25 protein-coding genes, 3 tRNA genes and 1 riboswitch are annotated in these 25,063 nt (G+C 68.4%); of the genes, 12 read left to right on the top strand and 16 right to left on the bottom strand.

The window, feature by feature from the left end:
- Positions 1–11: 11 nt before the first annotated feature.
- The 8 genes from MEU52_RS03125 to lgt form a co-directional block, all read right to left on the bottom strand.
- Complete coding sequence (locus MEU52_RS03125) at positions 12–917, bottom strand: ABC transporter substrate-binding protein (protein ID WP_238120188.1); 906 nt, start codon at positions 915–917, stop codon at positions 12–14.
- Positions 918–1,017: 100 nt separating this feature from the next.
- Entirely contained in the window at positions 1,018–2,970 is a 1,953-nt protein-coding gene (locus tag MEU52_RS03120; protein ID WP_238120189.1) for a TonB-dependent receptor plug domain-containing protein, read from the bottom strand.
- A 207-nt stretch (positions 2,971–3,177) separates the two neighbouring features.
- Positions 3,178–3,383, bottom strand: a riboswitch (cobalamin riboswitch).
- A gap of 66 nt (positions 3,384–3,449) precedes the next feature.
- Positions 3,450–3,887 (bottom strand): hypothetical protein, encoded by a 438-nt coding sequence (locus MEU52_RS03115; RefSeq protein ID WP_238120192.1) that lies wholly within the window; start codon positions 3,885–3,887, stop codon positions 3,450–3,452.
- A 60-nt stretch (positions 3,888–3,947) separates the two neighbouring features.
- Positions 3,948–4,760 carry a WYL domain-containing protein gene (locus MEU52_RS03110; RefSeq protein WP_238120204.1) on the bottom strand — a complete coding sequence of 271 codons (813 nt, stop codon included), beginning with the start codon at positions 4,758–4,760 and terminating at the stop codon, positions 3,948–3,950.
- Positions 4,761–4,863: 103 nt separating this feature from the next.
- On the bottom strand, positions 4,864–5,220 hold the full coding sequence (locus tag MEU52_RS03105) for an SH3 domain-containing protein (protein WP_238120206.1): 357 nt from the start codon (positions 5,218–5,220) through the stop codon (positions 4,864–4,866).
- A complete protein-coding gene (gene pgeF, locus MEU52_RS03100; RefSeq protein ID WP_238120308.1) occupies positions 5,217–5,996 on the bottom strand; it encodes a peptidoglycan editing factor PgeF in 780 nt (259 codons plus the stop codon). Before pgeF ends, MEU52_RS03105 begins: the two co-directional genes overlap by 4 nt.
- Before the next feature lie 124 nt (positions 5,997–6,120).
- The gene (locus MEU52_RS03095; RefSeq protein ID WP_238120208.1) at positions 6,121–7,221 is read right to left on the bottom strand and encodes a class I SAM-dependent methyltransferase; all 1,101 of its coding nucleotides are present in this window, start codon (positions 7,219–7,221) and stop codon (positions 6,121–6,123) included.
- Positions 7,218–8,030, bottom strand: a complete 813-nt coding sequence (lgt, locus tag MEU52_RS03090; RefSeq protein WP_238120209.1) for a prolipoprotein diacylglyceryl transferase — start codon at positions 8,028–8,030, stop codon at positions 7,218–7,220. Before lgt ends, MEU52_RS03095 begins: the two co-directional genes overlap by 4 nt.
- Positions 8,031–8,212: 182 nt before the next feature.
- On the opposite strand from lgt, the gene MEU52_RS03085 reads away from it, so the two are divergent.
- The 4 genes from MEU52_RS03085 to MEU52_RS03070 all read left to right on the top strand — a co-directional run bounded on the left by MEU52_RS03085 (position 8,213) and on the right by MEU52_RS03070 (position 11,046).
- Positions 8,213–8,524 (top strand): accessory factor UbiK family protein, encoded by a 312-nt coding sequence (locus MEU52_RS03085; protein WP_238120210.1) that lies wholly within the window; start codon positions 8,213–8,215, stop codon positions 8,522–8,524.
- A gap of 313 nt (positions 8,525–8,837) precedes the next feature.
- Positions 8,838–9,338, top strand: coding sequence for a YbjN domain-containing protein (locus tag MEU52_RS03080; protein WP_238120211.1), 501 nt, complete (start codon positions 8,838–8,840; stop codon positions 9,336–9,338).
- A 113-nt stretch (positions 9,339–9,451) separates the two neighbouring features.
- The gene (proC, locus tag MEU52_RS03075) at positions 9,452–10,288 is read left to right on the top strand and encodes a pyrroline-5-carboxylate reductase (RefSeq protein ID WP_238120212.1); all 837 of its coding nucleotides are present in this window, start codon (positions 9,452–9,454) and stop codon (positions 10,286–10,288) included.
- 101 nt (positions 10,289–10,389) lie between these two features.
- Positions 10,390–11,046 (top strand): TetR/AcrR family transcriptional regulator, encoded by a 657-nt coding sequence (locus tag MEU52_RS03070; protein WP_238120213.1) that lies wholly within the window; start codon positions 10,390–10,392, stop codon positions 11,044–11,046.
- A 39-nt stretch (positions 11,047–11,085) separates the two neighbouring features.
- On the opposite strand, the gene cmk is transcribed toward MEU52_RS03070, so the two are convergent.
- On the bottom strand, positions 11,086–11,712 hold the full coding sequence (gene cmk / locus MEU52_RS03065; RefSeq protein ID WP_238120215.1) for a (d)CMP kinase: 627 nt from the start codon (positions 11,710–11,712) through the stop codon (positions 11,086–11,088).
- A gap of 6 nt (positions 11,713–11,718) precedes the next feature.
- Positions 11,719–13,095, bottom strand: coding sequence for a 3-phosphoshikimate 1-carboxyvinyltransferase (gene aroA, locus MEU52_RS03060; RefSeq protein ID WP_238120218.1), 1,377 nt, complete (start codon positions 13,093–13,095; stop codon positions 11,719–11,721).
- 200 nt (positions 13,096–13,295) lie between these two features.
- Here aroA and MEU52_RS03055 point away from each other — a divergent pair, with 200 nt between their 5' ends.
- From MEU52_RS03055 to MEU52_RS03045, 3 genes are all read left to right on the top strand, one after another.
- A complete protein-coding gene (locus MEU52_RS03055; RefSeq protein WP_238120219.1) occupies positions 13,296–13,685 on the top strand; it encodes a TIGR02300 family protein in 390 nt (129 codons plus the stop codon).
- 144 nt (positions 13,686–13,829) lie between these two features.
- A tRNA-Ala gene (locus MEU52_RS03050) sits at positions 13,830–13,905 on the top strand.
- A gap of 221 nt (positions 13,906–14,126) precedes the next feature.
- A tRNA-Ala gene (locus MEU52_RS03045) sits at positions 14,127–14,202 on the top strand.
- 239 nt (positions 14,203–14,441) lie between these two features.
- Here the strand turns inward: MEU52_RS03045 and MEU52_RS03040 are convergent.
- The gene (locus tag MEU52_RS03040) at positions 14,442–14,744 is read right to left on the bottom strand and encodes an ArsR/SmtB family transcription factor (RefSeq protein ID WP_238120220.1); all 303 of its coding nucleotides are present in this window, start codon (positions 14,742–14,744) and stop codon (positions 14,442–14,444) included.
- A 180-nt stretch (positions 14,745–14,924) separates the two neighbouring features.
- On the opposite strand from MEU52_RS03040, the gene MEU52_RS03035 reads away from it, so the two are divergent.
- The 4 genes from MEU52_RS03035 (at position 14,925) to MEU52_RS03020 (ending at position 19,654) form a co-directional block, all read left to right on the top strand.
- Complete coding sequence (locus MEU52_RS03035; protein ID WP_238120221.1) at positions 14,925–15,128, top strand: YgaP family membrane protein; 204 nt, start codon at positions 14,925–14,927, stop codon at positions 15,126–15,128.
- Between the two features lie 49 nt (positions 15,129–15,177).
- Positions 15,178–16,233 carry an efflux RND transporter periplasmic adaptor subunit gene (locus tag MEU52_RS03030; protein ID WP_238120309.1) on the top strand — a complete coding sequence of 352 codons (1,056 nt, stop codon included), beginning with the start codon at positions 15,178–15,180 and terminating at the stop codon, positions 16,231–16,233.
- The gene (locus MEU52_RS03025; protein ID WP_238120222.1) at positions 16,230–19,487 is read left to right on the top strand and encodes an efflux RND transporter permease subunit; all 3,258 of its coding nucleotides are present in this window, start codon (positions 16,230–16,232) and stop codon (positions 19,485–19,487) included. Before MEU52_RS03030 ends, MEU52_RS03025 begins: the two co-directional genes overlap by 4 nt.
- Positions 19,488–19,578: 91 nt before the next feature.
- Positions 19,579–19,654 (top strand) — tRNA-Ala (locus tag MEU52_RS03020).
- 144 nt (positions 19,655–19,798) lie between these two features.
- On the opposite strand, the gene MEU52_RS03015 is transcribed toward MEU52_RS03020, so the two are convergent.
- Together MEU52_RS03015 and MEU52_RS03010 are read right to left on the bottom strand one after the other, a co-directional pair.
- A complete protein-coding gene (locus MEU52_RS03015; protein ID WP_238120223.1) occupies positions 19,799–20,284 on the bottom strand; it encodes an RcnB family protein in 486 nt (161 codons plus the stop codon).
- Positions 20,285–20,516: 232 nt separating this feature from the next.
- The gene (locus MEU52_RS03010; protein ID WP_238120224.1) at positions 20,517–21,596 is read right to left on the bottom strand and encodes a patatin-like phospholipase family protein; all 1,080 of its coding nucleotides are present in this window, start codon (positions 21,594–21,596) and stop codon (positions 20,517–20,519) included.
- Positions 21,597–21,783: 187 nt separating this feature from the next.
- On the opposite strand from MEU52_RS03010, the gene MEU52_RS03005 reads away from it, so the two are divergent.
- Positions 21,784–22,005: a cysteine rich repeat-containing protein gene (locus tag MEU52_RS03005; RefSeq protein ID WP_238120225.1), complete on the top strand. Its 222-nt coding sequence runs from the start codon at positions 21,784–21,786 to the stop codon at positions 22,003–22,005.
- A 54-nt stretch (positions 22,006–22,059) separates the two neighbouring features.
- Here the strand turns inward: MEU52_RS03005 and MEU52_RS03000 are convergent, their stop codons facing one another.
- Genes MEU52_RS03000 through MEU52_RS02990 form a run of 3 tightly spaced genes read right to left on the bottom strand, consistent with a single transcriptional unit; the run spans position 22,060 to position 25,043 of the window.
- The gene (locus tag MEU52_RS03000; protein ID WP_238120226.1) at positions 22,060–22,890 is read right to left on the bottom strand and encodes an ABC transporter permease; all 831 of its coding nucleotides are present in this window, start codon (positions 22,888–22,890) and stop codon (positions 22,060–22,062) included.
- Positions 22,891–22,893: 3 nt separating this feature from the next.
- The gene (locus tag MEU52_RS02995; RefSeq protein ID WP_238120227.1) at positions 22,894–23,946 is read right to left on the bottom strand and encodes an extracellular solute-binding protein; all 1,053 of its coding nucleotides are present in this window, start codon (positions 23,944–23,946) and stop codon (positions 22,894–22,896) included.
- 38 nt (positions 23,947–23,984) lie between these two features.
- A complete protein-coding gene (locus MEU52_RS02990; RefSeq protein ID WP_238120228.1) occupies positions 23,985–25,043 on the bottom strand; it encodes an ABC transporter ATP-binding protein in 1,059 nt (352 codons plus the stop codon).
- Between the last annotated feature and the right edge of the window lie 20 nt (positions 25,044–25,063).

Here is a 25,063-nt window from a genome sequence, read left to right as displayed (position 1 = left end):
GGAGGCGCGCGTCACGGCGTCCGCACCGGCGATGGAGCGGGTGCCACCGCCACCGCTGCGCCGTGGGCGGCGCGGGAGAGGCGAATGAAGGCCTCGCCCAGCTGCGGCCCCACGCAGGCCCACAGCCGAGTCGGCACCGAGGCGATGCGGCCGGCGGCCATGGCATCCACCACCGCGGGGTGGGCCATCATCTCGCGCGCCAGGGAGGGCGGGGCATCGGGCTCGTCATCCACCACCAGCACGTCGGGCCTGGCGGTGACGATCTCTTCCAGGGAGAGCTGGCCGAGTTTGTCCGGCGAGAGGCGGGCGGCCACATTGTCGAGCCCGGCCCGCCGCATGAGGTCGTCGGCCAGGGTGTCGCGACCTACGGTGAAGCCGTTGGGGCGCATCACCACCGCGCGCGGTGGGCGAGCGGGGGCGGGCGGCGCGGCCGCCAGGGCCGCCTCGATCTCGCCGACCATGGCCTCGCCCCGCTCCGGCACGCCCAGACGCTGCGCCACCAGGCGGATCTGCGCGTAGGCCTCGTCCAGATTCTGGGGAATGGTAAGCTCCATCACCGGAATGCCGAAGCGGTGCAGCATTGCTACCGTATTGCGGGTGGTGAAGGCGCCGGCGATCACCAGATCGGGGCCAAGGGGCACCACCTCTTCCGCCAGCCCCCGATTGGCCGGCACCCCGGTCGCCAGATCGGCCACCGTGGAACCGACCGGATCGGCGGCGAGGCGGGTGACGGACAACACGCGCTCCTTCGGCACGAGGCGCAGCACCAGCTCATCGGCGCACAGGTTCAGCGAGACGATGCGGCGCGGCGCGGTGTCCGCCGCAGGCTCACCGCCGCGCGCCGTCCCGTTCCCGGCGGCGAGGCCGAGAGCGAGGCCGAGAGCGAGGCCAAGGGCGAGGATAGCGGCGCCCAGCACCCGCCGCGCCGGGGCGAACGGCCGCCGGCCGCCCGCCGGAGCGGGCCTCCCACGTGCCTGTCGCGCCCTCTGGTCGTGGTCCATGCGCGGGTCCGCCCCCTCAATAGGTCAGCCGCAGGCCGGCGAAGGCACTGAAGCCTGGAGCCAGCCAACCATTGGGGTTCTCATAGGATTCGTTGAACAGGTTGTCGATCCGCCCGAACACCGCGACGTTCTGGTTGACGGTGTAGTTCGCCGCGAGGTTGACGATGGTGTAGCCGGGCTGGCGCACCACGGCGAAGGTGGTGCGGTCCACGTCCCACCAGTCGGAGAGATAGACCAGGGTGGCCGAGACCGTGAGCGGGTCGATGGGCTGCCAGTTCACGCCCACGCTCACCTTGTTGCTGGGCCGCCGCAGCGGATAGCAGGAGGTGGCATCGCGCGGCGCGCAGCTCACGCCGAACGAGCCGCCGGAGGGGAAATAGCCGATGGTGCTGGTGTAGGTGTAGTCGGTCCGCACCGAGAGGCGATCGGTGATCTTCAGGGCCAGATAGGCTTCCACGCCTTGGCTCGTGGCGCTGGAAAGGTTGGCGTAATTGTAGCTGTAGGTTGCCGCGTCGTAGGTGGTGACGATCAGGTTGGTGATGTCATTGTGGAAATAGGTGGCACCGAAGCCCACCCGGTCGCTCCACAGCATCTGCTCGAAGCCGGCGTCCCAGCCGGTGCTTTCTTCCGGCGACAGGTCGGGATTGCCGTAATAGGGGGCATAGAGCTGGTAGAGGGTCGGCGCCTTGAAGGCGGTGCCGTAGGTCATCTTCAGCTTGGTTCCGGTTTCCGGAAACAGCAGGGCCGGGGCGATGCGCCAGGTGGTGTGATCGCCGAAATCGTCATTGCTGTCGTAGCGCACATTGGCGGCGACGAAGAAGCGCTCGGCGAAGGCCGATTGCAGCTCCAGATAGCCGGCGGTATCGCCGGTGTTCGCGTCCATGGCGGACCAGGCGCTTTCGCTGGTCATGCTCTCATTATAGCGCTCGATGCCGGCGAGCAGGTTCTGCCCGGGCAGGAAGGTGTAGTTGGAGCGCCAGTAATAGGTTTGCCGGTCGCCGTCATAGGTGCTGGCATTGTCGGGATAGGGGCTGGCATTGGTGCGGCTGTAATCGGTGGCGGATACCCCGAAGGTGCTCACCAGCCGGTCGTCGAAGGTCTTCCACAGGCCCTCGGCCTTGCCGATGAAGAAGCGGCCATAGCTGGTGTCCTGCATGGGGGCGGGATAGCCGGTGCCGGTGCTGTAGTTGTAGAGGTCCGAGGTGTAGGCGAGCTGGCTCTCGATGTAGCGCGCCACCACATTCACCGAGAAACTGTCGCTCACGTCCGCATCGAGGCGGGCCGAATAGGTCCAGTTGTCGTTGGCGTTGTTGTTGATGGGCTCGCCCGGCAGGGCGATGTTGGCCGGTGTCACCGGGATCGACGTGCTGGCGAAATGGCCGACGTTGAAGGCATAGCCGATGTTGTTATAGCCGCCGCTGAGGCTCGCCACCTGGTTGAAGGTGCCGAGCGAGCCGGCTTCCACATAGCCGCTGGCCTTGGCCGGGCCCTCGCCACGCTGGGTGGTCATGGAAATGACGCCGCCGATGGCGTCCGAGCCATAAAGGCCGGACTGCGGGCCGCGCAGCACCTCCATGCGGGCGAAGTCATTGGTGTAGAGGGTGCCAAGGTCGAAGGCGCCGTTGGGGGCCGAGGGGTCGCCGATGTCGACACCGTCGAGCAGCATCTTCACGTGATTGGAATTGGTGCCGCGCATGAAGATGGAGGTCAGCCCGCCGGGGCCTCCGGTCTGCACCACATTGAGACCGGGCACCGATTCGAGCGCATCGGCCACCGAACGCTGCTGGGTGTTGGCCAGGTCTTCAGCAGTGATGACAGTCACCGAGCTCGCCACTTCGCGCAGCGGCGTGGGGATGCCGGTGGCGCTCACCACCACGTCGGGCAATTCGATCTGGCTGGCATCGGTGCCGGTGGTGTCGGCAGATTGCGCCAGGGCCGGCGTGGCCGCGGCCAGAGCCAAGAGGCTCACGGACAGGCTTACGGACAGGTTCAGGGCGCGGGACGACAGATGAGGGCGGCGAACAGGCACTGTGGCAGACGGCGAAACGACAAGCATTGCAACCTCGGGCGGGACGCCTGTGGCACGTCACCGCGAACGAGGGCTTTCGTGTTGCCGGCCGCAGCCGCCTGACCCGAAACACTCCCACTATCGGAACACCCCGCCCGACGAGCTCGCGTGTGACCACGGTCGACGGCAGGTCTCCTGGCTCGCGGGTCACCATTTTCCGCTGCCTTCCCAGGCCCCGAGTGCCCAGTGGCGTTGCTGCGGAAAACTCGCCGCTTACAGTTGCGGGGGCAGCCGCGGAATAGAAGCGCCAAGCGCCTCGCACCGCATTCCCTTTTATTCCTCCGGGGAGGAGTACCGTCGCCGGCGAACCTAGGCGAGCCGGGGGTGCCCCGTCAATGCCCGGTTGTTGCTGCACTTTGGTCGCAATCGGCGGGGCCGCGTCATTGCTCGGTGAAGAAGGTCATCAACACCTCGCCCCCGGCACCGGTGAGGCACAGGAAGCGGTGCACCTTGTCGCTACGGTCGCGCTGGATATAGGCCTCGCCCATGATCACCGTGTCGATGGGGGTGTTGCCGACCTTCAGGTCGCCCTTGGCGATGGTGAGCCCGTCCATGTCGATGAAGATGTCGTCGATGGAGGGCGATTGCGCCTTCAGCCGGGTCAGTGCATGGGCCTTGCAATCCGCCACATGCCGCGCCTGTTCGGCGGCGAGGGCCTGTTCGCGGGCCACCGCTTCCGCTGTGGGCTGCGGGCTGGCCGGGGCGGGTGCTGCCGGCGCCTTCTCCGGCGCGGCGGAGGCGACGCGGGGAGCTGCGGCGAGCGCCGCCATCACCAGCAGCGGGAGCAGCGCAACAGGGCGGACGATGGAATGCGGCATCGGGTGTCCTCACGTGGTTGATCCGTGAGGACAACGCTGCAGCTCGAGATTTGTGCCGCCTCAGAGCAGCCCCTGGCCGGTCAGGCTGTGGCAGAACTGGTCAAGCAGCACCGCCTCCTGCTCCTTGAGGGTCCCATCGGCGGCAATCACCTTGAGGCCGGCTTTGAGCAACGGGCCGATGGCGGCGCGATCCCCCGCCATCAGGGTGTCCAGCGCCGCCTCCACGCTTTCCGGCGTGGGCCGCAGGCGGCCGAGATAGGCGGCAAGGCGCTCACGCTCGCCGCCGGTGAGGTCAAGGTCAGCTGCGGCACAGGCGCGCTCGCAGAAGAACTGGATCTCCTCCATTTCCGCCGCCCCCAGCTCGCCATCGGCCACCGCCAGGGCCACCAGCAGCACCACGCCGGAACCGTTGACGATGGTGCGGACGCGATCCCAGCGGGGCGCCGCCGGCTCCGCGGGCGGCACGCGGATGGCATCCTGCGGCCAGGTGAAGCCGAAGGTGTCCAGGAAGAACCGGCTGAGCGGCTCGCGCCGGGTCCCGTCGAAATCGCTCACGGCCTTGATGCGGTCCACCCGGAACGCGCGGGCCGCCTGCCGCTCGTGGCAGCGGGCCAGCAGGATGGGCACGCCCTCCACATTGCGCTGCACCGCCCAGACCGAAATGCGCCGGTGGCTGAGATTGCCGGCATGGTCCTCATAATCGATCACGAACGACTGGCCCTCGGCCGGATCGTGATCGTGGGCGTGGTCCGCCCATTCGTCGTGTGGGTCGTCGGCCGGCACCACGATCTGCGAGGCCCGGGCGTAGACCGGCGCGCCGAGGCTGGCGACCCGGCCAATGAAATAGGACTTCAACGAGGTGATGGCGTTCATGAGCCGCTCATGGGCAACGTCTTGAGGCAAGGGCCAAGTCGTGGGCAAGGTCCCGGATCACCTTATTGGTAACCCAGGCGCGCGCGGCCTCAAAGCGGTGCTCTCAGAAGCTGGCCTCGCGCAGGTAGCGGCCATTCACCCAGCCCACCGCCGGTGCCGGCTGGCCCGGCGGCGGCGCGTGGCGGCTCACTTTGCACCAGCGCTGGCGGCCGCGCAGCACGCAGCCCTGGTTGGTGAGAAGGGTGCCGTTGGCGAACCGCGCGAGGATCGGGCTTTTGGCGGATGGTTCCGTCCGCAGGTTCAGCGCATCGCCCGGTGGTACGCCCGCCACCGCCCACACATCGGGGCCGCCCATCAGCCCGTCGGCGAAATCCAGGGCCATGGCCGGGGCGCTCAGCCCCACCACCGCCAGCAGGGCGAAGGCCACGCGCCGTGGCCGGACAGGACGCAGACCCATCATGCCGCCTCGGGGGCCAGAGCGATGGCGGCGATCAGCCGGCCGTAATCGGCTTCGCCGCGGTGGGTGGCGCGGCGGAAGGAATAGAAGCGCGTCGGGTCGGTATAGGTGTCCAGCCCCAGGTCCTCGATGAAGCCGACGCCGGCTTCCTCCAGCCGGAAGCGGATGAAGCTCGGCAGGTCGAACCAGGCGTGGTGGGGGCGGTCCGCCGGGGCGAAGAAGCGGGCATAGGTTCGTTCGACGCTGAGGAAGCGGGTGACGAAATCCTCCCCCACCTCGTAGCTCGACTGGCGGATCAGCGGACCGATGACCGCCCGGATGGCGCCGCGCCGTGCACCCTGGCTCTCCATCTGCGCCACGGTGGCGCCGATGACGCCGCCGAGCGCCCCCTTCCAGCCCGAATGGGCGGCGGCGACCACCCGCGCCTCGGCGTCGGCAAACAGCACCGGCCCGCAATCGGCGATGGAGACTGCGGCGCCGAGGCCCATGGTGGCGGTGACAATGGCGTCCGCCTTGGGGGCATCGTCCCGGGTCCAGGGGGTGGTGGCGAGCACCGCATCGGCGGAATGCACCTGCCAGCAGGCCAGGAGTTTCTCCGGCGCGACACCGATCTCCGCCGCCATGCGGGCGCGGTTCTCGGCCACCGCTGCGGGGTCGTCTCGGGAGCCCATGCCGCCGTTGAGGCTGGCGTAAAGGCCCGAGGAAACCCCGCCCTGGCGGGTGAAGAAGCCATGGCGGATGCCGGGCAAGCCCTTGAGAGAGGCGGCCTCGATCTTCATCGTCATCCCCATCACCATCCGTCGGCGTGCGCGTTCCGGCGCCCGCTCCGTTCGGTGATCCTGTACGCCTTTTCCTTAACGAGAGGCAGAGGGGGCAGGGGACTGGCGCGTTTTTCCCGGGGCCTCAGCGGCCGCGCCGCTCGCTCGGGTCGAAGCCGGGGGGCACGCCCACGGTGGGCGCACTGAGGGCCAGCACCTTGAACAGCTCTCCCATCTGTCCCGGTCCGCTGCCGGCGAGGCGCAGGGCGGCGGCCTCGATGGCGTCCTGCCCGGCTGGCTCCGCCTCCCGCATCAGCCGTTCCGCCCGTGCGCCGAGGCCGAGGCGGATGAGGAAATCCCCCTGGCCGAGGGGACCAAAGGCGGCGAGCCCCTGGCCGAGGGCGACGCGGGCGAGGGCGGCAAAATCCACATGGGCCGTGAGATCGGCGCCGCCGGGATCGGCCAGCGGATCGGCGAAGCGGTGATGGGAGAGCGCCTGCAGGGTATCGCCGAAGCCACCCGCATGGCCGTAATCAATCACCAGCGCGGCGCCGCCATGGCGGGCGAGATGGGCGGCGAGGGCGAGGGCGGGGCCGGGGTCCATGCGTTCCAGCACGGCCCCATCGGGCGCGGCGGACGCCGCAAAAGCGTCCGCCAGGGGCGAGGGGCGCGGGTCGAGGCCGAAGCTGAGGGCGCCGTCCGCATCAAGGCCCACCCGGCGCTCGTGCCAGCCATCGGCGGCCCGCACATATTGATCGACGGGCAGGGCATCGAAGAATTCGTTGGCGAGCACGATGGCGGGGCCTTCGGGCAAGTCCTCGATGCGCCCGTGCCAGGCGAGGGGGACGCCGCACGCGTCCAGGGTGCGCTGCTGGGCGGCGCGCAGCACCGGGCTCGTCTCCACCAGATGCACGCGGGCAGCGGCGCCGAAGGCGGGCAGCAGCCGCGCCGCCCGCAGGGCGTCGGCCATCAGGGTGCCGCGCCCGGGGCCGAGCTCCACCAGGCTGAAAGCGGAGGGCGCGCCCATCTGCTGCCACAGGGCCACCGCCCACAGGCCCAAAAGCTCGCCGAACATCTGGCTGATCTCGGGGGCGGTGGTGAAGTCGCCCTTGGCCCCGAGCGGGTCGCGGGTCATGTAATAGCCGTAGCGGGGATGGCCGAGGCACAGCGCCATGTAGCGGCTCACCGGCAGCGGCCCCTCGGCGGCGATGAGGGCGCGGATCTCCGCCGCCAGCGGGCTGGTCACGCCTTGGCCTTGCGCTTCAGGGCATAAGCCACGAGGCCGGCGCCGGCGAGCACCACCGGCACCGAGAGCCACATGCCCATGGTGGTGCCGAAGGCGAGATAGCCGAGCTGCACGTCCGGCTCGCGGAAGAACTCGCCGATGATGCGCCCGCAGCCGTAGCCCATGCCGAAGATGCCGGCGGCGAGCCCGGGCCGCTTCAGGGCGCCCAGGCGCACCGCAACCAGCATGATGAGGAACAACAACACTCCTTCGAGCCCGGCCTCGTACAGCTGGCTGGGATGGCGGGGCAGGTCGCCGCCATTGGGGAAGACGACGGCCCACGGCACGTCGGCGGGCCGGCCCCACAGCTCCGAATTGATGAAATTGGCGATGCGGCCGAACAGCAGGCCGAGGGGCGCCACCACGCCCGCCACGTCGAGCAGGGAAAGAATGCGGATGCCGCGGGCGCGGGCGAAGAGGATGAGGCCGAGGATGGTGCCAGTGAGGCCGCCGTGGAACGACATGCCGCCCTTCCAGACGGCGATGATGTCGCCGGGATGGGCGGCGAAATAGGCCGGATTGTAGAACAGCACATAGCCGATGCGCCCGCCCAGGATGACGCCCAGGGTGGCCCAGAACAGAGCGTCGTCCAGATCCTGCGGCCGCATGGGCGAGGTGCCGCCCCACAGAGCGGGGCGCGCCACCAGCCAGCGGCCCAGCTGCCAGCCGAGCACCAGGCCGGCGATATAAGCGAGGGCGTACCAGCGGATGGCGAGCGGCCCCACATGGATCAGCACGGGGTCGATGGTGGGAAAGGGCAGGGCGAGCATCAGATGAGGTATCCCGGATGGAGCGCGCCGGCGCCGGAAGGCGGGCGGCATGTGGCGCGGCCGGGCCGCCGCCGTCAAGGTGCCGCACGGACCGGTGGGGGCGACGCCGTTCGGCCTTGCGTCTGCCGGCGCCCCTCGCCATGTTCTGCTGCAAGCGGCATCGACCGCCGAAGGAGATAGTCATGACCCAGACCACGGGCCGCATTTTCGACGAGATGGCTCGCCTCGTGAACGATGCCGCCGGTGTCGCGCAAGGCGTGCGCCGCGAGGCGGAAACCGTGATGCGCTCGCAGCTGGAGCGCTTCCTGCGTGACATGGACCTCGTCAAGCGCGAGGAATTTGAGGCCGTGAAGGACATGGCCGCCGCCGCGCGGGAGGAGAATGAGCGCCTCGCCGCGCGAATCGCCGCGCTCGAGGCCAAGCTGGGCGTCAGCCCCACCGAGACCCCCGCGCAGCCGTATGACGAGAGCTTCGGCGGCACCGCCCAGCCATGAGGTGGGGCGCCTGCGCGCCTGTTTCGTGTGCATGCTCAAAGCGTGCACACAATCTGTCGTAGCGGGGCAATCTTGACCCGCGATATACTGATTTTCAGGGCGATTCGGAGCCGGTTCGTCGCGGGGTGATGGCGACGGGGCGTAGCTTCGCCTGGTGCGGGAGCCGGTTCGTGCTTCTGAATGCACACATCCGGAGACTGCATCGACGTGTGGCACGTGGTGCTGCCCCGCCTTTGGCTGTTCCGGCCTCTGGTGACATTGCCCCGGTGCCGTCCGACCCTGTCCGCGTTCCAGACACCGCGAGGTCGAGGCCATGTCTCTCATCGACATCGAAGCCGAAGCGCCGGCGAACCCCGTGGACCTGATGGAGCAGCTCGCCGCTGTTCACGACTGGTCCTTCGAGCGCTCCGACGAGGACGAGATCACCCTGGCGCTCGCCAGCCGTTGGACCGATTGCCATGTCTCGGTGCAGTGGATGGACGAGCTGGAGGCCCTGCATCTCGCCTGCGCGTTCGATTTCAAGGTGCCGGAGAACCGCCGCGCTGAGGTGGTGAAGCTGCTGGCGCTCATCAATGAGCAGATGTGGCTGGGCCATTTCGACATCTGGGCCCAGGAGGGGGTCATCATGTTCCGCCACGCGCTGGTGCTGACCGGTGGCGCCACCGCTTCCGACCGCCAGTGCGAGGCCATCGTCGATGCCGCCCTCGATGCGGTGGAGCGCTATTACCCCGCCTTCCAGTTCGTGGTGTGGGCCGGCAAGACCGCCCGCGAGGCCATGGACACCGCCTTGTTCGAGACCGTGGGCGAGGCCTGACGGCGCGGCGGCGGCGCGAAAACGTCCCGCGCGGGTTTCCCCTGGCGCGGGCGTGACGTAAATCTGGGCCTCGGTTCGAGGCGCGCCGGGGCGCGCCCGTTTGCGAGGCGATCATGAGTGATGTGGAGTTGAAGGATCTGTCGGGCCCGGTGGTGCTGCTGGGCGCGGGCAAGATGGGCGGAGCTATGCTGGACGGCTGGCTCAACCTGGGCTTGCCGGCCCATCTCGCGGTGGTGCTGGATCCGAATCTGCCCGTCGATGCCGCTGCGCGCCTCAAGGCCAGGGGCGTGGCGGTGAACCCGCCCCTGCATCAGATCGCGGCGCCGGCGGTGGTGCTGCTGGCGGTGAAGCCGCAGGTGGCGCCCGATGCGCTGCCTCAGGTTTCACCGGTGGTGAAGCCGGGCACCCTGGTGGTGTCCATCATGGCCGGGCGCACCCTGTCCTTCCTCTCCGGCTTCTTTCCCGAAGGCACGCCGCTGGTGCGCGCCATTCCCAATACGCCGGCCGCCATCGGCCGTGGTGTGAGCGTGGCGGTCCCGAGCGCCACGGTTTCCGCCGCCGACCGCGATCTCGCCGCGACCCTGCTCGGTGCCATCGGCATCGTTGAATGGGTGGCGGATGAGGAACTGATGGATGCGGCCACCGCCGTGTCCGGTTCCGGGCCGGCCTATGTGTTCCTGCTGGCCGAGGTGCTGGCGGAGGCCGGCCTTGCCGCGGGTCTGCCGGCGGATCTCGCCGCCCGCATCGCCCGCGCTACCGTGGCCGGCTCCGGCGCGCTGCTGGATGATTCGCCGCTGCCTGCCGCCACCTTGCGGCAGAATGTCACGTCTCCGGGTGGAACCACCGCGGCGGCGCTGGCGGTTCTCATGCACGAGACCCGCGGCTTCGGCCCGCTGATGGAAGAAGCGGTTGCGGCCGCCACCCGCCGGGGCAAAGAATTGGCCGGCTGAGGCCGACCTTTGCCGGTGCGCGGGTTCGGCCCGGCGCCGGTGAGCGATGGACAAGAGCCCGGGCCCGCCTTGCGTGGCGGCCCGGTTTCAGGAGTGACGCCATGACCTCGGAGATGTCCCGCGAGGCGTGCCTGCGCGGTTTCCTGGAGCTGCTGGCGGAACGGCCGCTGGCACGGATCGATCTTGCCGAGGTGGCGGCGCGCTGTGGCGTGGCGCTCGGCGAGATGCGGGCTTCCTTCTCCTCCACCGACGACCTGCTGGCGAGCTTCTTCCGCGTCACCGATCGCAAGGTGCTGGCGGAAGGCGGGCCGGATTCGGATGAGCTTTCGGAAGAGGGGCCCAAGGAGCGTCTGTTCGAGGTGCTGATGCGGCGTCTCGACGCGCTGGAGCCCCATCGTGATGCGGTGCGCACCCTCATGCGCTCCGCGAAGCGCGATCCGCTGCTGGCCGCCCGGCTGCTGCGGCTGTCCGAGCGCTCGCAGCGCTGGATGCTGGCGGCGGCGGGCATCGACTGCACCGGGGCGGCCGGCGCCATCCGGGCCAAGGGTCTGGCGCTGCTGTTCGCGCGCGTGCTGGACGTGTGGCTGGCCGATGACGATCCCGGCCTCGGCCGCACCATGGCGGCCCTCGATGAGCAATTGACCCGGGGCGGCAAGCTCCTGGGCATGCTGGACGATCTCGCCTTCCTGGCGATGCCCTGGCGCACCCGTCGCCATCGGGACAGTGCGCCACAGGCCGAAACGCCGTCCGGGGCCTGAAGACTTTCAGTGCTGGGATGGGGTGTCGGTGGCGCGGTCTCAGCGTCCGCCCAGGCGCTGTTCCACCAGCTCCAAAGCCGCGCTGTAGGCCTCTTCGATGCCGAGGTTGGAGGTGTCCAGCTCCATGGCATCTCCGGCTTTCACCAGCGGCGCCGAGGCGCGCCCGGAATCCCGCGCATCACGCCGGCGGATGTCGTCCAGCACGCTCTCGAAGGTGATCGCTTCGCCGCGCCCCGCCAGCTCCCGATAGCGCCGCTCCGCCCGCACGTGCGGGGTGGCGGTGACGAACAGTTTGGCGTCGGCATCGGGGCAGATGATGGAGCCGATGTCGCGTCCGTCCAGCACCGCGCCGCGGGGGTGGGCTGCAAAACGCCGCTGCAGATCGAGCAGCGCCGCCCGCACCTGCGGCACCGCCGCCACCACCGAGGCCGCCTCGCCGATGGGGGCTGAGCGCAGGTGCTCGGGATCGAGCTGGGAGACATCCAGGGTGCGGGCCGCCTCGGCCGCCGCATCCGCCTGGCCCAGGTTGCCAGCCGCGAGGCAGCGGGCCCCCACGGCACGATAGAGCAGCCCGGTGTCCAGATGGGGCAGGCCGTAATGGGCGGCGAGTCGCCGGGCCAGGGTGCCTTTGCCGGATGCGGCGGGACCGTCGATAGCGATAATCATGGGTGGTCAGTCGATCTGCGCGCCAAGGCCACGCATCATGGGCAGAAAGCTGGGGAAAGAGGTGGCGATGAAGGCCACGTCGTCGACGCTGACGCCCTGTTCGGCCACCAGCCCCAGCACCAGGAACGACATGGCGATGCGGTGATCCATGTGGGTCTTCACCGGACCGCCGCCGGGGACCGCGGCGCTGCCGGTGACGATGAGATCATCGCCCTCCACCCGGTGGACAATGCCACAGGCGGCAAGGCCGTCCGCCACCGCGGCCAGCCGGTCGCTCTCCTTCACCCGCAGCTCGGCAAGCCCGCGCATGATGGTGTCGCCTTCGGCGCATGCCGCCGCCACCGCGAGGATGGGATATTCGTCGATCATGGCCGGCGCCCGTTCGGCCGGGACCTCCACACCCTTGAGGCGGGTGTGGCGCACCCGCAGGTCCGCCACCGTCTCGCCGCCCTCGGTGCGCGGGTTCAGGATGGCGATGTCGGCCCCCATCTCCTGCAGGGTGGTGACGAGGCCGGTGCGCAGCGGATTCATCATGAGATCGGTCAGCACGACGTCGGAGCCGGGCACCAGCAGCGCCGCCACCAGCGGGAAGGCCGCCGAGGAGGGATCCGCCGGCACGTCCACCGGCGCCGCCACCAGATGCGGACGGCCCCGGAGGGCGATGCGCCGCCCGTGGGCGCCATGGGGCGTCACGCTCACGGTGGCGCCGAAATGCGCCAGCATGCGCTCGGTGTGGTCGCGGGTGGCTTCCTGCTCGATCACCACCGTCTCGCCATCGGCCCCGAGGCCGGCGAGCAGCACCGCCGACTTGACCTGGGCGGAGGGCACGGGGGTCGTGTAGGTGCTGGCGGCGAGGCCCGAATGGCCTTTCAGGGTGAGGGGCAGGCGGCCGCCCTCGGCGGCGCTCACCACCTCGGCGCCCATGGCGGTGAGGGGATCCAGCACCCGCTTCATAGGCCGACGGCGCAGGCTGGCGTCACCATCGAACGTGGCGGTCACGTCCTGGCCGGCCACCGCGCCCATCATCAGCCGCACGCCGGTGCCCGAATTGCCGAAATCCAGCGGTGCCGCCGGTGTGGAGAGGCCGTTGGCACCGACGCCGTCCACTTGCCAATGGCCGTCGCCCAGGCGCTCCACGCCGGCCCCCAGGGCGCGGCAGGCGGCGGCGGTGTTGAGCACGTCTTCGCCTTCCAGCAGGCCGGTGATGGTGGTGCGGCCGTGGGCGAACAGGCCAAAGATGAGGGCGCGGTGAGAGACCGATTTGTCGCCAGGCACCCGGACGGTGCCGGCCAGCGGCCCGCCGCGACGGGCGGTGGCCGGCTGTGGTGCGGCATGATGGCCGGAGGGCGTGGGGGCGGAGGAGCTCAGCGGCGCGCCGGACATGGGATCGAAACCTCGGACGGAGGGGCAGGCACGGCTGCTTCGTGCGCCCTCGGAGTGCGGATGTGGGGGTCCGTCTAACACAGCCGGCGGGGCGCTGCCACGCGGCCGATCCGTCGAGATCGGCGCTGGGGCCTTGACACTGACCCGGCAAGGCTCCAATGGAGCACGCTCCATTTACAGCCCTACCGAGGATCTTTGCCGTGGCGAAGCCTGAACTCGGCACCAAGCGCATCTGTCCTGTTACGGGGCGCAAGTTTTACGACCTGAACAAGGACCCGGTGGTTTCGCCCTTTACAGGCGAATCTTATCCGCGGTCCTATTTCGAGCCCGCCGCGCGCGGAGCCAGCCGTACCGAGGCCACCGAGAGCGACGAGCACGAGACTGAAGTGCCCGACGCCGAGGTGATCAGCCTGGAAGAGGCCGATGCGGAGAAGACCGCTTCGGCCAAGGTGACGACTGGCAGCGACGTGGATGTGGACGACGATATCGAGGCCGGCGATGACGACGCCTTCCTGGAGGAAGACGAGGACGACGGCGACGATGTGAGCGACCTCATCGGCGAGGGTCGCGAGGACGACGAAGAGACTTGAAGTCGGAAGCGGCCTGTGCTTTAAGGCCGCTCTCGCTCGGCGGACATGAGTCGCCGGGCACCCCGCCGCGGGACCTCCCGTTGCACTAAGCCTTTCTCAAAACTTAGGTTTTCGGGAAAGTTTAGTGCCAGCCCGCGGCGCAGTGGGGCCATAGCTCAGTTGGGAGAGCGCTTGAATGGCATTCAAGAGGTCGGCGGTTCGATTCCGCCTGGCTCCACCAAATTTCCGATCGTAGATCTGCGGTCGCCCGCCTCCCAAGCGGGTTTGTCCACAGGTTGAGATCTGCCGGAACGTGTATTCGTTCGGCGCGCTGTTTTGGCTTGGCAGGCGATGACTTTCGTCGTTTTGCAAGGCTGTTGAGATCTTCTGGATAACTCTCTTGAGGGTGCAGGAAGATCTGGATCTTTCGGTTCGTGCGTGGCATCAAGCCTGCACTCCGGTGGGGCCATAGCTCAGTTGGGAGAGCGCTTGAATGGCATTCAAGAGGTCGGCGGTTCGATTCCGCCTGGCTCCACCAAGTCTCCCCTTATAAAATCCCCTGATACGCTCAGCGCCCACCCGGGTGCACTGAGTTGAGCTGATCCGGTGGTGATCCGGTCCTCTCCGCGTCGTCTTTTGCCGCGTGGGAATGCGACCCGCCCCTCTCCGTTTTAATCTTCTCCGTTCAGTTTCGCATGTCGTGCCTGGCAGGTGACGCCGGGGGCTGGCTGCTTGGCGGAATCGCGAGCGGTGCGGTGATTCGCTCCTGCGTGGGTGTCACGCGGGCTCGGCGCAGCCGGGGCGGCCGCAGAATGCGTCATGCAGCGCTTCCACCACTTGCAGAACCTCCGGCCGGGCGATGTGGTAGAAGACGCTGGTGCCTTCGCGCCGCGCCTCCACCAGACCATCCGCGCGCAGGCGCATGAGCTGCTGCGACATGGGCACCTGCTCGATACCCAGAAGCTCACGGAGCTCGGCAACGGACTTCTCATCGCGGCCCAGGGCGCAGAGCACCAGGAGGCGCTGAGGGTGGGACAGGGAGCGCATGAGCTCCGCCGCCCGCTCCGATGCCGGGATCATCTCTTCTACATTCATGATCTTGAATTTATGATATCTGAATGTTATCTGCAACTGAGGTCGCGGACCGTCCGTCCGGCGTCCGACGCGGGGGCATGCCCTGCAAGCATGTCGGAATTGAGAGCCCGGGCCGCCGGGTCGCGGGTCGCCCCCGGGCGGTGTGGCGGGATGGAGGATGAAGAGATGTCGGTTGATCGTGCGGTGATGATGTTCGCCGGGTTCATGGTGCTTCTGTCCCTGGCGCTCGGGGTGTTCGTCTCCCCCTATTGGCTGTGGCTCACCGCCTTCGTGGGCGTGAACCTCATGCAGGCGTCGGTCACCGGTTTCTGCCCGGCGGCCATGATTTTCAAGAAGCTCGGCCTCAAGGTCGGCTGCGCCTTTTCCTGATCCCGGCCTGTCCGCAGCGGTGGCCGCGCGCCGCCGGAGAAAGAGCATGATGCCTCGTTTCCGCACCTTCGCGCCCGTCCTCGCCGCGGCGCTGCTCGCCGGCGCCTTGCCCCTGCGCGCCGAAACCGCACCGCCGGCCAGGCTGGTCACCGGCCCGGCCGAGCGCGCGCTGTTTCTGGTGCGCAGCCAGGATATCCCCGAGATGAAGGCGGTGTTCGGCGAGGTGGAAAGCCGCACCATCGTGCCGGCGCGCGCCCGCATCGGCGGCACCGTGCGCGAGGTGAAGGTCACCGAGGGCAGCGAGGTGAAGGAGGGCGACGAGATCGCTTTGGTGGTGGACGACAAGCTCGCCCTCACCCTCAACGCGGCCGAGGCCAAGATCAAGGAGCTGAATTCCCAGCTCGAAAACGCCAAGACCGAGCTGGACCGCGCCCAGCAGCTGCTGGCCAAGGGCGTCGCCAGCCAGAGCCGGGTGGATACCGCCAAGACCCAGTTCGATGTGGCGGCCAACCAGGTGGCCGCCGCCGAGGCCGACCGCGCGGTGGTGGTGCAGCGGGTGCGCGAAGGCGCGGTGCTGGCCCCCGCCGATGGGCGCGTGCTGACGGTGCCGGTGACCCCCGGCTCGGTGGTGCTGGCGGGCGACGTGATCGCCCGTATCGCCTCTGGCCAATATTATCTGCGGCTGTCGCTGCCCGAGCGCTACGCGGCCAACATTCGAGAAGGCGGCACCGTGCGCATTGGCGGGCGCGGCATCTCGCCCCAGACCGCCGGCAGCATCGAGACCGCCCGGGCGGGGCGCATCGTGAAAGTCTATCCGGAGATCACCGGCGGCCGGGTGATGGCCGACGTGGATGTGGCCGGGCTCGGCGATTATTTCGTCAATGAGCGCACCCTGGTGTGGATCGAGATTGGCAACCGCGCCGTGCTGGCGGTGCCGCCGGCGGCGGTCACCACCCGCCACGGGGTGGATTATGTGCGCATCCAGGCGCCCCAGGGGCCGCTCGACGTGGCCGTGGTGCTGGGCGAGCGCTTCGCGGAGAACGGCGAGCCCCGGGTGGAGGTGCTCACCGGCCTTTCCGATGGTGACAAGGTGGTGCTGCCGTGAGCCTGGACAATCCAACGCCGGCGCCGGTCAAGCTCGGCATCGCCGGCACCCTCACCCGCATCTTCATCACCTCGCCTCTGACGCCGCTGCTGCTGATGGCGGCCTTCGCCTTCGGCATCATCGCCCTCGTCACCCTGCCGCGCGAGGAAGAGCCGCAGATCTCGGTGCCGATGGTGGATATCCACATCGAGGCCAACGGCCTGAAGGCCGAGGATGCGGTGAAGCTCGTCACCGAGCCGCTGGAGACCATCGTCAAGAGCATCGACGGGGTGGAGCACGTCTATTCCAACACCAATGATGATGGCGTGCTCGTCACCGCCCGCTTCCTGGTGGGCACCAATCCCGATGCCGCCATCCTGCGCGTGCACGAGAAGATCCGCGCCAATTACGATCGCATGCCGGTGGGCATTCCCGAGCCGCTGATCGTCGGCCGCTCCATCGACGACGTGGCGATCCTGGTGGTGACGCTGACCCCCAAGCCCGATGCCGCCGCCCGCTGGACCGCCAACGGCCTCACCCGCATCGCCCGCGAGCTGCAGGTGGAGATCGCCAAGCTTCCCGACATCGGCCTGACCTATATCGTCGGCGACCAGCCGGAGGAGATCCGGGTCGAGCCTGATCCGGAGAAGCTCTCCCTCTATGGCATCACTTTGGCCCAGCTTTCGGCCAAGATCGACGGCGCCAACCGCTCGTTCCAGGCGGGCACGGTGCGGGAGAAGGGCCAGCAGCGCACCCTGGTGGCCGGCCAGACCCTGCAGACCCCCACCGAGATCGGCAACCTGCTGCTCACCGCCCGCGACGGTCGCCCCGTCTATGTGCGCGATGTCGCTACCGTGACGCTGGCCACCGAGCCCAACGACACCCGCGTGTTCGACGTGCGCAAGGGGCCCGGCGGCGACGCGCTGATGCGGGTGCCGGCGGTGTCCCTCGCCATCGCCAAGAGGCCCGGCACCAATGCGGTGCTGATCGCCGAGGAGGTGCTCAAGCGCCTCGACCAGATCAGCGGCCAGATGGTGCCCGCCGATGTGGAGATGAGCATCACCCGCAATTACGGCGAGAGCGCCAACGAGAAGGCCAACGAGCTGCTGCTGCATCTCGGCCTCGCCACCGTCTCCATCGTGCTTCTGGTGGGGGTGGCCATCGGTTGGCGCGAGGCGCTGGTGGTGGCGGTGGTCATCCCCTCCACCATCCTGCTCACGTTGTTCGCCTCGCGGCTCATGGGCTACACCCTGAACCGGGTGAGCCTGTTCGCGCTCATCTTCTCCATCGGCATCCTGGTGGATGATGCCATCGTCATCATCGAGAACATCGCCCGCCACTGGGCCATGAAGGACGGCCGCAAGCGCGACGAATCCGCCGTGCTGGCGGTGGCCGAGGTGGGCAACCCCACCATCGTCGCCACCCTGACGGTGGTGGCGGCGCTGCTGCCCATGCTGTTCGTCTCCGGCATGATGGGGCCCTATATGAGCCCCATCCCCGCCAATGCCTCGGCGGCCATGGTGTTCTCCTTCTTCGTCGCGGTGGTGCTCACCCCCTGGTTGATGCTGAAGGTGGCCAGCTCCAAGGCGGCGGTGGCCCATGCCCATGAGGGGGCGGGAGGCGGCAAGCTCGGGCATTTCTATGTGAAGGTGGCCGAGCCCATCCTGCGCACCAAGGCCCGCGCCTGGACCTTCCTGCTGGTGGTGGGCGCGGTGACGCTGGCCTCCCTGTCGCTGTTCTACACCGAGCATGTCACGGTGAAGCTCTTGCCGTTCGACAACAAGACCGAGCTCAACGTGGTGCTGGACCTGCCCCAGGGCGCCTCGGTGGAAGACACCAACCGCACCCTGCAGCAGATGGTGGACCTGCTTGCCAGCGTGCCGGAGGTGGTCTCGTTCCAGACCTATGCCGGCACCGCTTCGCCCTTCAATTTCAACGGCCTGGTGCGCCATTACAATCTGCGCAGCGCGCCACGCCAGGGCGATATTCAGGTGAACCTCACCCCCAAGGGTGATCGCCATCGCACCAGCCACGACATCGCCTTGGAGCTGCGCGAGCGGCTGAAGGCGATCCCGCTGCCGGCGGGCAGTGCCCTCAAGGTGGTGGAGCCGCCGCCGGGGCCGCCGGTGCTCGCCACCCTTCTGGCGGAGATCTACGGGCCGGATGCCAAGACCCGCCGCGCGGTGGCCGCCAAGGTGCGCGAGGCCTTTGAGAGCGTGCCCTTCATCGTCGATGTGGATGACAGCTACGGCACGCTCTCGCAGCGGGTGCGGCTTGCCATCGACCAGGACAATCTCGAATTCTACAAGGTGGAGCAGGGCGACGTTTATGACGCCATCCGCGCCTTCTACGGTGGCACCACGGTGGGCTATTCCCATCGCGGGGAAGGGCGCCCGCCCATTCCGATCCGCCTCTCCCTCTCCAAGGCCGACCGGCAGGTGAGCCCGCGCAGCCTGTCGACGCCGGTGCCCGCCAATGCGCTGCCCGGCGGCCGCGGGGTGATGGAGCTGGGGGATGTGGTGAATGTCACCCGCGAGCCGTCCTCCTATCCCATCTTCCGCCACAACGGGCGGGCGGCGGAGATGGTGACGGCGGATCTCGCCGGTGCCTACGAGGCGCCCGTCTACGGCATGATCGCCGTTTCCAAGGCCCTCGATGCCATGGACTGGGGCGATCTGCCCAAGCCGAAGATCGCGCTGCATGGCCAGCCGGCGGACGAGAGCCAGCCGACCCTGTTGTGGGATGGCGAGTGGGAGGTGACCTGGGTGACCTTCCGCGACATGGGCGGGGCGTTCGGCGTCGCCATCCTGGGCATCTATATCCTGGTGGTGGCGCAGTTCGGCTCGTTCAAGCTGCCGCTGGTGATCCTGACCCCCATTCCCTTGACCTTCATCGGCATCCTGGCGGGGCACTGGCTGTTCAACGCGCCGTTCTCGGCCCCGTCCATGATCGGGTTCATCGCGCTCGCCGGCATCATCGTGCGCAACTCGATCCTGCTGGTGGACTTCATCCGCCATGCCCGTACCCCGGGCCGGCCGCTGAAGGAGGTGCTGCTGGAGGCGGGCGCCATCCGCTTCAAGCCGATCCTGCTCACCGCTTTGGCGGCGATGATCGGCGCGGCGGTGATCCTCACCGACCCCATCTTTCAGGGGCTCGCCATCTCGCTGTTCTTTGGGCTCCTGTCCTCGACGGCGCTGACGGTGCTGGTGATTCCGGCCATTTACGTGGCCCTGCGCGGCGACAAGCCCGCACCCGAACAGGCGCCGCACGGCTAGCCGGCGGACCGCGCGCGACGATGTGGAAAACCCATCGCCGCGCGCTTGACAGTGAGGGGAGGCAAACCCTAAATGGCGCCTCCCATGGATCGGGGCCGTAGCTCAGATGGGAGAGCGCTGCAATCGCACTGCAGAGGTCAGGGGTTCGATTCCCCTCGGCTCCACCACGATACCGTGGTTGATAATTTCCCCGAACATCAGGGTGTACAGAAAGGCGTGGCGCATTGCGCCGCTAGCGCCTGATCTGTGGCTCCCTGCCTGGCCTTGAGGGGACCGGCGCCGCCTGTGGCCCGCGCCGGTCCGCCGCAACTTCAGTTCTGGCTGCCGATGATGATGCTGGTGATGATGCCGGTGGCCGCTGCGGCGAGCAGAAAATCGTTGCCGTCCTGCACCCAACGATAGCCTGCAGGGGGCGGCGCCAGGTGGTAGCGGGAATAGTCGCTCACCACGCGGCCACGACCATCGGGCAACCTGCCGCCCTGCCGCCGCCAGTCGTTGGTGCCATGACCGGGCCCCTGAGAGTGATGGCCCGGCGCGTTCTGGGGCGGCCGGGCTGCGGGCTGCTTCTGTGCCGGCTGTCCCGTATGAGCCTGGTCGGGCTTGCCGGCCGGCGCCTTGCGCTGCCCACCGCCGTGCGTGTTCTTAGACGTGCTTTTAGGGGCGCCCTGTTGCTGCTTCTTCGCTGGACCCTGCTGCGACGGCCTCTGGTTCTGCTGTGGCGGCTGCTGGGCCAACGCCGCGACCGGCATGAGAGAAGCGATGGCAATCGCTGAGATCAGGGGCACAAATATCCGCATTGCGGCGTCTCCTTCTGCTTGGTGTCCATCCATGTGACCGTGCCTGGCACGGCCTCGGTCACCTCGCCGCCTTCCTGAAGGTCTGGCGGAGGGAGGTTTCCATCGGGTTAACGGTTATATATTACCGTGTCGGGCGGTGGGGCCTGTTCCACGACAGCCCCATGCCGGAACGGCTCATGCGCGGGGGCCGGCGTGCAGGCCGCGCGGCGGATCCTGAAGACGATGCGGGAGGCTAGGCCCAGAAGGCGCGGATCTTCGGCGCCTCGACCGTGGCGCGATCGTAGCCGGCCTTGATGGCGGGGGCGATCTGCTTCGGGTCGAGCAGGCTGATGCCGGGCGGGGTGCCAGCGATGATCAGCATGGTCTTGGTGCCGGTGGCCTCCAGGGCCTTGATCTCATCGTGGATGTTGTGGGGGATGCCGCTGAGAAGGCTGCCCTCATAGCCATTGGTCAGGGTGATGACCAGGGCGCGCTTCGATCCGGCGACGAGGTCGGTATGGGCCCAGCTCTTGGCGATGCCGCCATCCATGCAATAGCGCTGGCCGAGCAGGGTGGGGCCGATGATGCCGGGCAGGGACGAACTGGCGCCGGTGGCGTGGGCGAGGGGAATGTTGTTCTTCCGCGCCACGTCCTGGTGCACCACCAGACGCTCGCCGGTGTAGCAGTCGTTGGCGGTGGTGAACATCCGCGCCGCTGGCCAGCCGCTGCGGCTGTCGCCGGTGAGCAGCCAGGCGAGGCGCTCCACGGCGTCGCCATTCACCTTGTTGTCGGCGGCAAGCGCAGCGTGGCCGATGGCGCGGATGGTCTCGGGCTCCCCGTTCTTGACGCTGAAATTGATCTCCTGCGCGCGCTTCTGGCTGGCATTCGGCGTGGCGACCGGGGCGAGGCGGGCGAACAGGCTCGGGAAATCGCCGAAGAAGTCGAACTCGACCCGCAGGCGCTGGAAGTGGCCGGAGGTGAGCGCGGAACCCGCATAGGCGCCGGCCGAGGTGCCGACCACCATTTCGGCCATTGCGCCCGGATCTAAGCCGAGCTCGAGCAAACCGTGGAAGAAGCCGCAATACCAGGCGACATAATATTCGCCACCACCGCCCAGCACGAGGGTGCGGTCGAGCCCCTTGGCGAAGGCGGATGGGGTGGGGGTGTCGGGGACGGGAATGGCGAGCCCGTCGGACGCGAACAGGGCCGCGCTGATCCGCGCCGTCATCTCCTGCAGGCCGGCGTCGCCCACGCTCTGGGCGGAGGCCGCGCCGCAGCCGGCGGCGACGGGCAGGACGGCGGATGCTTTGAGCAGGTCGCGGCGCTTGATCATGCTCGCTCCCGGAGCTTGGGGCGGCCCAGCCTCCCGTGAGGGACGAGACTGACAGTCTCCCCGTTGGTGTCAAGCCGCGCCGCTGTGGTGGAGGACACCGGGTATTGCGGTCAAATTGTGCCGGTGCTCGGGCCGGCGGCGATCATGGCAAGCTCGCAGTCTCACGATGACAGCGGAGGGAACGAGAATGCGTTCGATCCTGGCGGCGGGTGCCATTCTGGCGGGCGTGCTGGTTGCGGGCGGTGCCCAGGCGCAGCAGAACGAATTGGTCAAGTATTGCAAAGCCGACATCGAGCGGCTGTGCGCGGGTGTCCCGCTGGGCGAGGGACGGATGCTGAAATGCCTCAAGGGACACCCCAACGACATCTCGGTGGGCTGCGCCAAGGCCCTGCAGAAGCTCAAAGGCTGAGGGGTGTCATGGCTGAGCGCCGCATCCATCCTGAGGCGGATGCGGCGCCCGCCCTCACGCCGGGCGGGCGCGGCGGCCGATCAGGAGGCTGCCGATGCTGGTCATGAGGATGGTCACCACCAGCAGGATGAAGGCCAGCGCCGCGCCGAACGGCCAGTTGCTGACGCGGGTGAACTGGTCGTAGACCGCTGGCGCCATCATGTGGAACTTGGGGCCACCCAGCAGCACCGGAGTGGCATAGGCGTTCATGCACAAGATGAACACCAGCGTCGCCCCGGCCAGCACGCCCGGCAGGGAGAGTGGCAGCAGCACGCGGAAGAAGACGGTACTGGGCCGGGCGCCGAGATTGGCGGCGGCTTCCTCCGCCTGGCGGGGGATGCCCTCGATCACCGCGGCGAGGGTCAGCACCATATAGGGCAGCACCACGCCGACGATGCCCACCACCACCGCGAACGGCGTGTAGAGCATGGCGATGGGGTGGGAGATGAGCCCAAGCCCGCGCAGCGCCGCATTGATGGCGCCCTCATTGCCGAGCAAAGCGATATAGCCGGCCGAGCGCACCACCCCGCCCACCAGCAGGGGAAACAGGGTGAGGATGGTGAGCTTGCTCTTCCACGAACTCTCCATCCGGGCCAGCCAATAGGCCGGCCCGAAGGCGAGCAGGGTGGTGATGAAGGTGGACAGAAGCGACACCCACAAGGTGGTGAAGAGGATGTCGCGATAGAACTCGTCCGTCACCGCCTTGGTGTAGTTGGCCCAGGTGAAGGCCTCCTGCATCAGATAGAGCGGGTCATAGGTATTGAAGGAATACCGCGCCATCAGCGCCATGGGCGCGCCCAGAAGGAGAAGAACCAGAAGGCCGGCGGGAAGGACGAGCGCTGCCATGGGTCAGCCCTTGAAATCGCGGTTCCAGGTGTCGAGCAGCTGGGCCTGGTTCTTCATGATGTAGCTGAGATCCGGCGTCCACAGCCGCTGCTGCTGGGCCTCGGTGAAGCCGATGAGCTTTTCCAGATCGGGATCGAGCTTGGCGTTGGTCACCGTGGGCAGATAGCCCATCTTCTTGGAGAAGGCGGTCTGCGCGGAGGGATCCAGCATGGCGTTGAGGTAGACGAAGCCGCCGTCGAGATTGCGGGCGTTCTTCGGCACGCAGGCTTCATAGGTGGTGGGGAAGGCGCCTTCCTCGGCGATGGACCAGCCCACCGGAATGCCCTGCTGGCTCCACATGTAGCCGCGGGCGGCGGCGATGATGGTCATCCAGATCTCACCGGATTTGAGCGCCGCGCCCACCGCCTCGGTGGAGGCCAGCACCTTGGCGTCGAGCGCTTTCCAGGCCTCCAGCCCCTTCTTGGCGGGGCCGAAGTCCGACATGGAGCCGCCATTGGCCATGGCCGCATAGGCCATGTTGGTGGTGTAGAGGAAGTCCGACAGGCCGATCTTGCCCTTGTACTTGGGGTTCCACAGTTCCTGGATGGAAGCCGGCGGGGTCGGGATCATCTCCTTGTTGTAGACGATGGTGTGCGCCGAATAGATCTGCGGAATCGCATAGCTCTTCCGGAGGAAGGGCAGCACATGGGCGCTGTTGGGCACCCGCTCGCGGGTCACGTCGGCCAGCGCGCCCACGGCGCTGGCGGCATAGGTGTCGAAATCGGCGAGGCAGGCCACGTCCAGGCTGCCGCGGCGGTTCATGCGCTCGGCCAGGATCTTGGTGCGGCGGGGCACCGGGCCGGAAATCTCCTGCAGCACCGTGTAGCCCATGGGCTTCATGATGGCGTCGTCCACCGCCATCTTCAGCGTGTTGCCGAAGTCGCCGCCCCAGGTGCCCACCACCACCTCATTGGCCTCGGCGGCCATCAGGCGCGAGGCGGAGAAGGCCGGGGTGAGGGCGGCGCCGGCGCCGGCGGCAAGGAGGGCGCGGCGGGTCAGTCTAAAGGTGTCCGTCATGTTCATCGTCCTCTGGCAGGCTTGTTATTGGAAATGGGTCAGGTGTCCGGCAGCAGCCGCACGTGCTCGGGGGTCCAGCGGGCGCGCACCCCGTCGCCCGGGCGGGCCGCGTGCAGCGGATCGCCGGCGGCGGGGGTGGGGCGGATGACGGTGAGGCGCTCGGCGCCCAGGGCGACCACATATTCGGTCTGGGCGCCCAGATAGAGGATCTCCTTCAGCACCGCGGGCTCGCCGGTGGCGTCGTCGCCCACGGACAGGCCGATGCGTTCGGGCCGCAGGGCGAACACCAGCGGGCCGGTGCCGGCGCCGCCCGGGACGCAGGCGAGCCGGGTGCCGGAGGCCGCCTCAAAGGCGCCCTCGGCCAGGCGGCCGCGGATGAGGTTGGAGCGGCCCACGAAATTCGCCACGAAGGCATCGGCCGGGCGCTCGTAGAGGTCCTCGGCGGTGCCGGCCTGGCGCACCCGGCCGCCCTCCATCACCACCAGCCGGTCGGACATGGTGAGGGCCTCTTCCTGGTCGTGGGTCACCATCAGGGTGGTGAGGCCGAGGGCCTGCTGCAGGGCGCGGATTTCCGAGCGCACCTCGCCGCGCAGCTTGGCATCGAGGTTGGACAAGGGCTCGTCGAGCAGGAACACGGCGGGATTCACCACCAGAGCGCGGGCCAGGGCCACCCGCTGCTGCTGGCCGCCGGAGAGCTGGCGGGGATAGCGCTCTGCCAGATGGTCGAGCTGCACCCGCTTCAGCGCCTCCACCGTGCGCGCCTCCCGCTCGGCCCGGCCCACCTTGCGCATCTCCAGGCCGAAGGCGACGTTCTGCGCCACGCTCATATGGGGAAACAGGGCGTAGGACTGGAACACCATGCCGGTGTCGCGGGCGTGGGCGGGCAGGTGCGTCACCTCGCGGCCCTCGATGGTGATGCGCCCGGCGGTGGGGTCGATGAAGCCGGCCACCATGCGCAGGGTGGTGGTCTTGCCGCAGCCCGAGGGGCCGAGCAGGGACACCAGTTCGCCCTTGCCGATCTTGAGGTCGAGGCCGGCCACGGCGGTGAAGCCGTTGGCGTAGGTCTTTTCCAGCCCCTGGATGTCGAGTGCGGCCATCTGTTCGCTCTTTCCTGCTC

The organism is Xanthobacter sp. NM-25 (genome assembly GCF_022138605.1).
GTDB lineage: Bacteria > Pseudomonadota > Alphaproteobacteria > Rhizobiales > Xanthobacteraceae > Xanthobacter.
The sequence above is the reverse complement of the archived record's forward strand: the minus strand, read 5'-3'. Positions and strand labels throughout refer to the sequence as shown.

Coding starts and splice junctions, on each gene's coding strand:
- MEU52_RS03115 (WP_238120192.1), bottom strand. CDS start 3,887: ATGCCGCATTCCATCGTCCGCCCTGTTGCGCTGCTCCCGCTGCTGGTG.
- MEU52_RS03110 (WP_238120204.1), bottom strand. CDS start 4,760: ATGAACGCCATCACCTCGTTGAAGTCCTATTTCATTGGCCGGGTCGCC.
- MEU52_RS03105 (WP_238120206.1), bottom strand. CDS start 5,220: ATGATGGGTCTGCGTCCTGTCCGGCCACGGCGCGTGGCCTTCGCCCTG.
- pgeF (WP_238120308.1), bottom strand. CDS start 5,996: ATGAAGATCGAGGCCGCCTCTCTCAAGGGCTTGCCCGGCATCCGCCAT.
- lgt (WP_238120209.1), bottom strand. CDS start 8,030: ATGCTCGCCCTGCCCTTTCCCACCATCGACCCCGTGCTGATCCATGTG.
- MEU52_RS03085 (WP_238120210.1), top strand. CDS start 8,213: ATGACCCAGACCACGGGCCGCATTTTCGACGAGATGGCTCGCCTCGTG.
- MEU52_RS03080 (WP_238120211.1), top strand. CDS start 8,838: ATGTCTCTCATCGACATCGAAGCCGAAGCGCCGGCGAACCCCGTGGAC.
- proC (WP_238120212.1), top strand. CDS start 9,452: ATGAGTGATGTGGAGTTGAAGGATCTGTCGGGCCCGGTGGTGCTGCTG.
- MEU52_RS03070 (WP_238120213.1), top strand. CDS start 10,390: ATGACCTCGGAGATGTCCCGCGAGGCGTGCCTGCGCGGTTTCCTGGAG.
- cmk (WP_238120215.1), bottom strand. CDS start 11,712: ATGATTATCGCTATCGACGGTCCCGCCGCATCCGGCAAAGGCACCCTG.
- aroA (WP_238120218.1), bottom strand. CDS start 13,095: ATGTCCGGCGCGCCGCTGAGCTCCTCCGCCCCCACGCCCTCCGGCCAT.
- MEU52_RS03040 (WP_238120220.1), bottom strand. CDS start 14,744: ATGATCCCGGCATCGGAGCGGGCGGCGGAGCTCATGCGCTCCCTGTCC.
- MEU52_RS03035 (WP_238120221.1), top strand. CDS start 14,925: ATGTCGGTTGATCGTGCGGTGATGATGTTCGCCGGGTTCATGGTGCTT.
- MEU52_RS03030 (WP_238120309.1), top strand. CDS start 15,178: ATGCCTCGTTTCCGCACCTTCGCGCCCGTCCTCGCCGCGGCGCTGCTC.
- MEU52_RS03015 (WP_238120223.1), bottom strand. CDS start 20,284: ATGCGGATATTTGTGCCCCTGATCTCAGCGATTGCCATCGCTTCTCTC.
- MEU52_RS03010 (WP_238120224.1), bottom strand. CDS start 21,596: ATGATCAAGCGCCGCGACCTGCTCAAAGCATCCGCCGTCCTGCCCGTC.
- MEU52_RS03005 (WP_238120225.1), top strand. CDS start 21,784: ATGCGTTCGATCCTGGCGGCGGGTGCCATTCTGGCGGGCGTGCTGGTT.
- MEU52_RS03000 (WP_238120226.1), bottom strand. CDS start 22,890: ATGGCAGCGCTCGTCCTTCCCGCCGGCCTTCTGGTTCTTCTCCTTCTG.
- MEU52_RS02995 (WP_238120227.1), bottom strand. CDS start 23,946: ATGACGGACACCTTTAGACTGACCCGCCGCGCCCTCCTTGCCGCCGGC.
- MEU52_RS02990 (WP_238120228.1), bottom strand. CDS start 25,043: ATGGCCGCACTCGACATCCAGGGGCTGGAAAAGACCTACGCCAACGGC.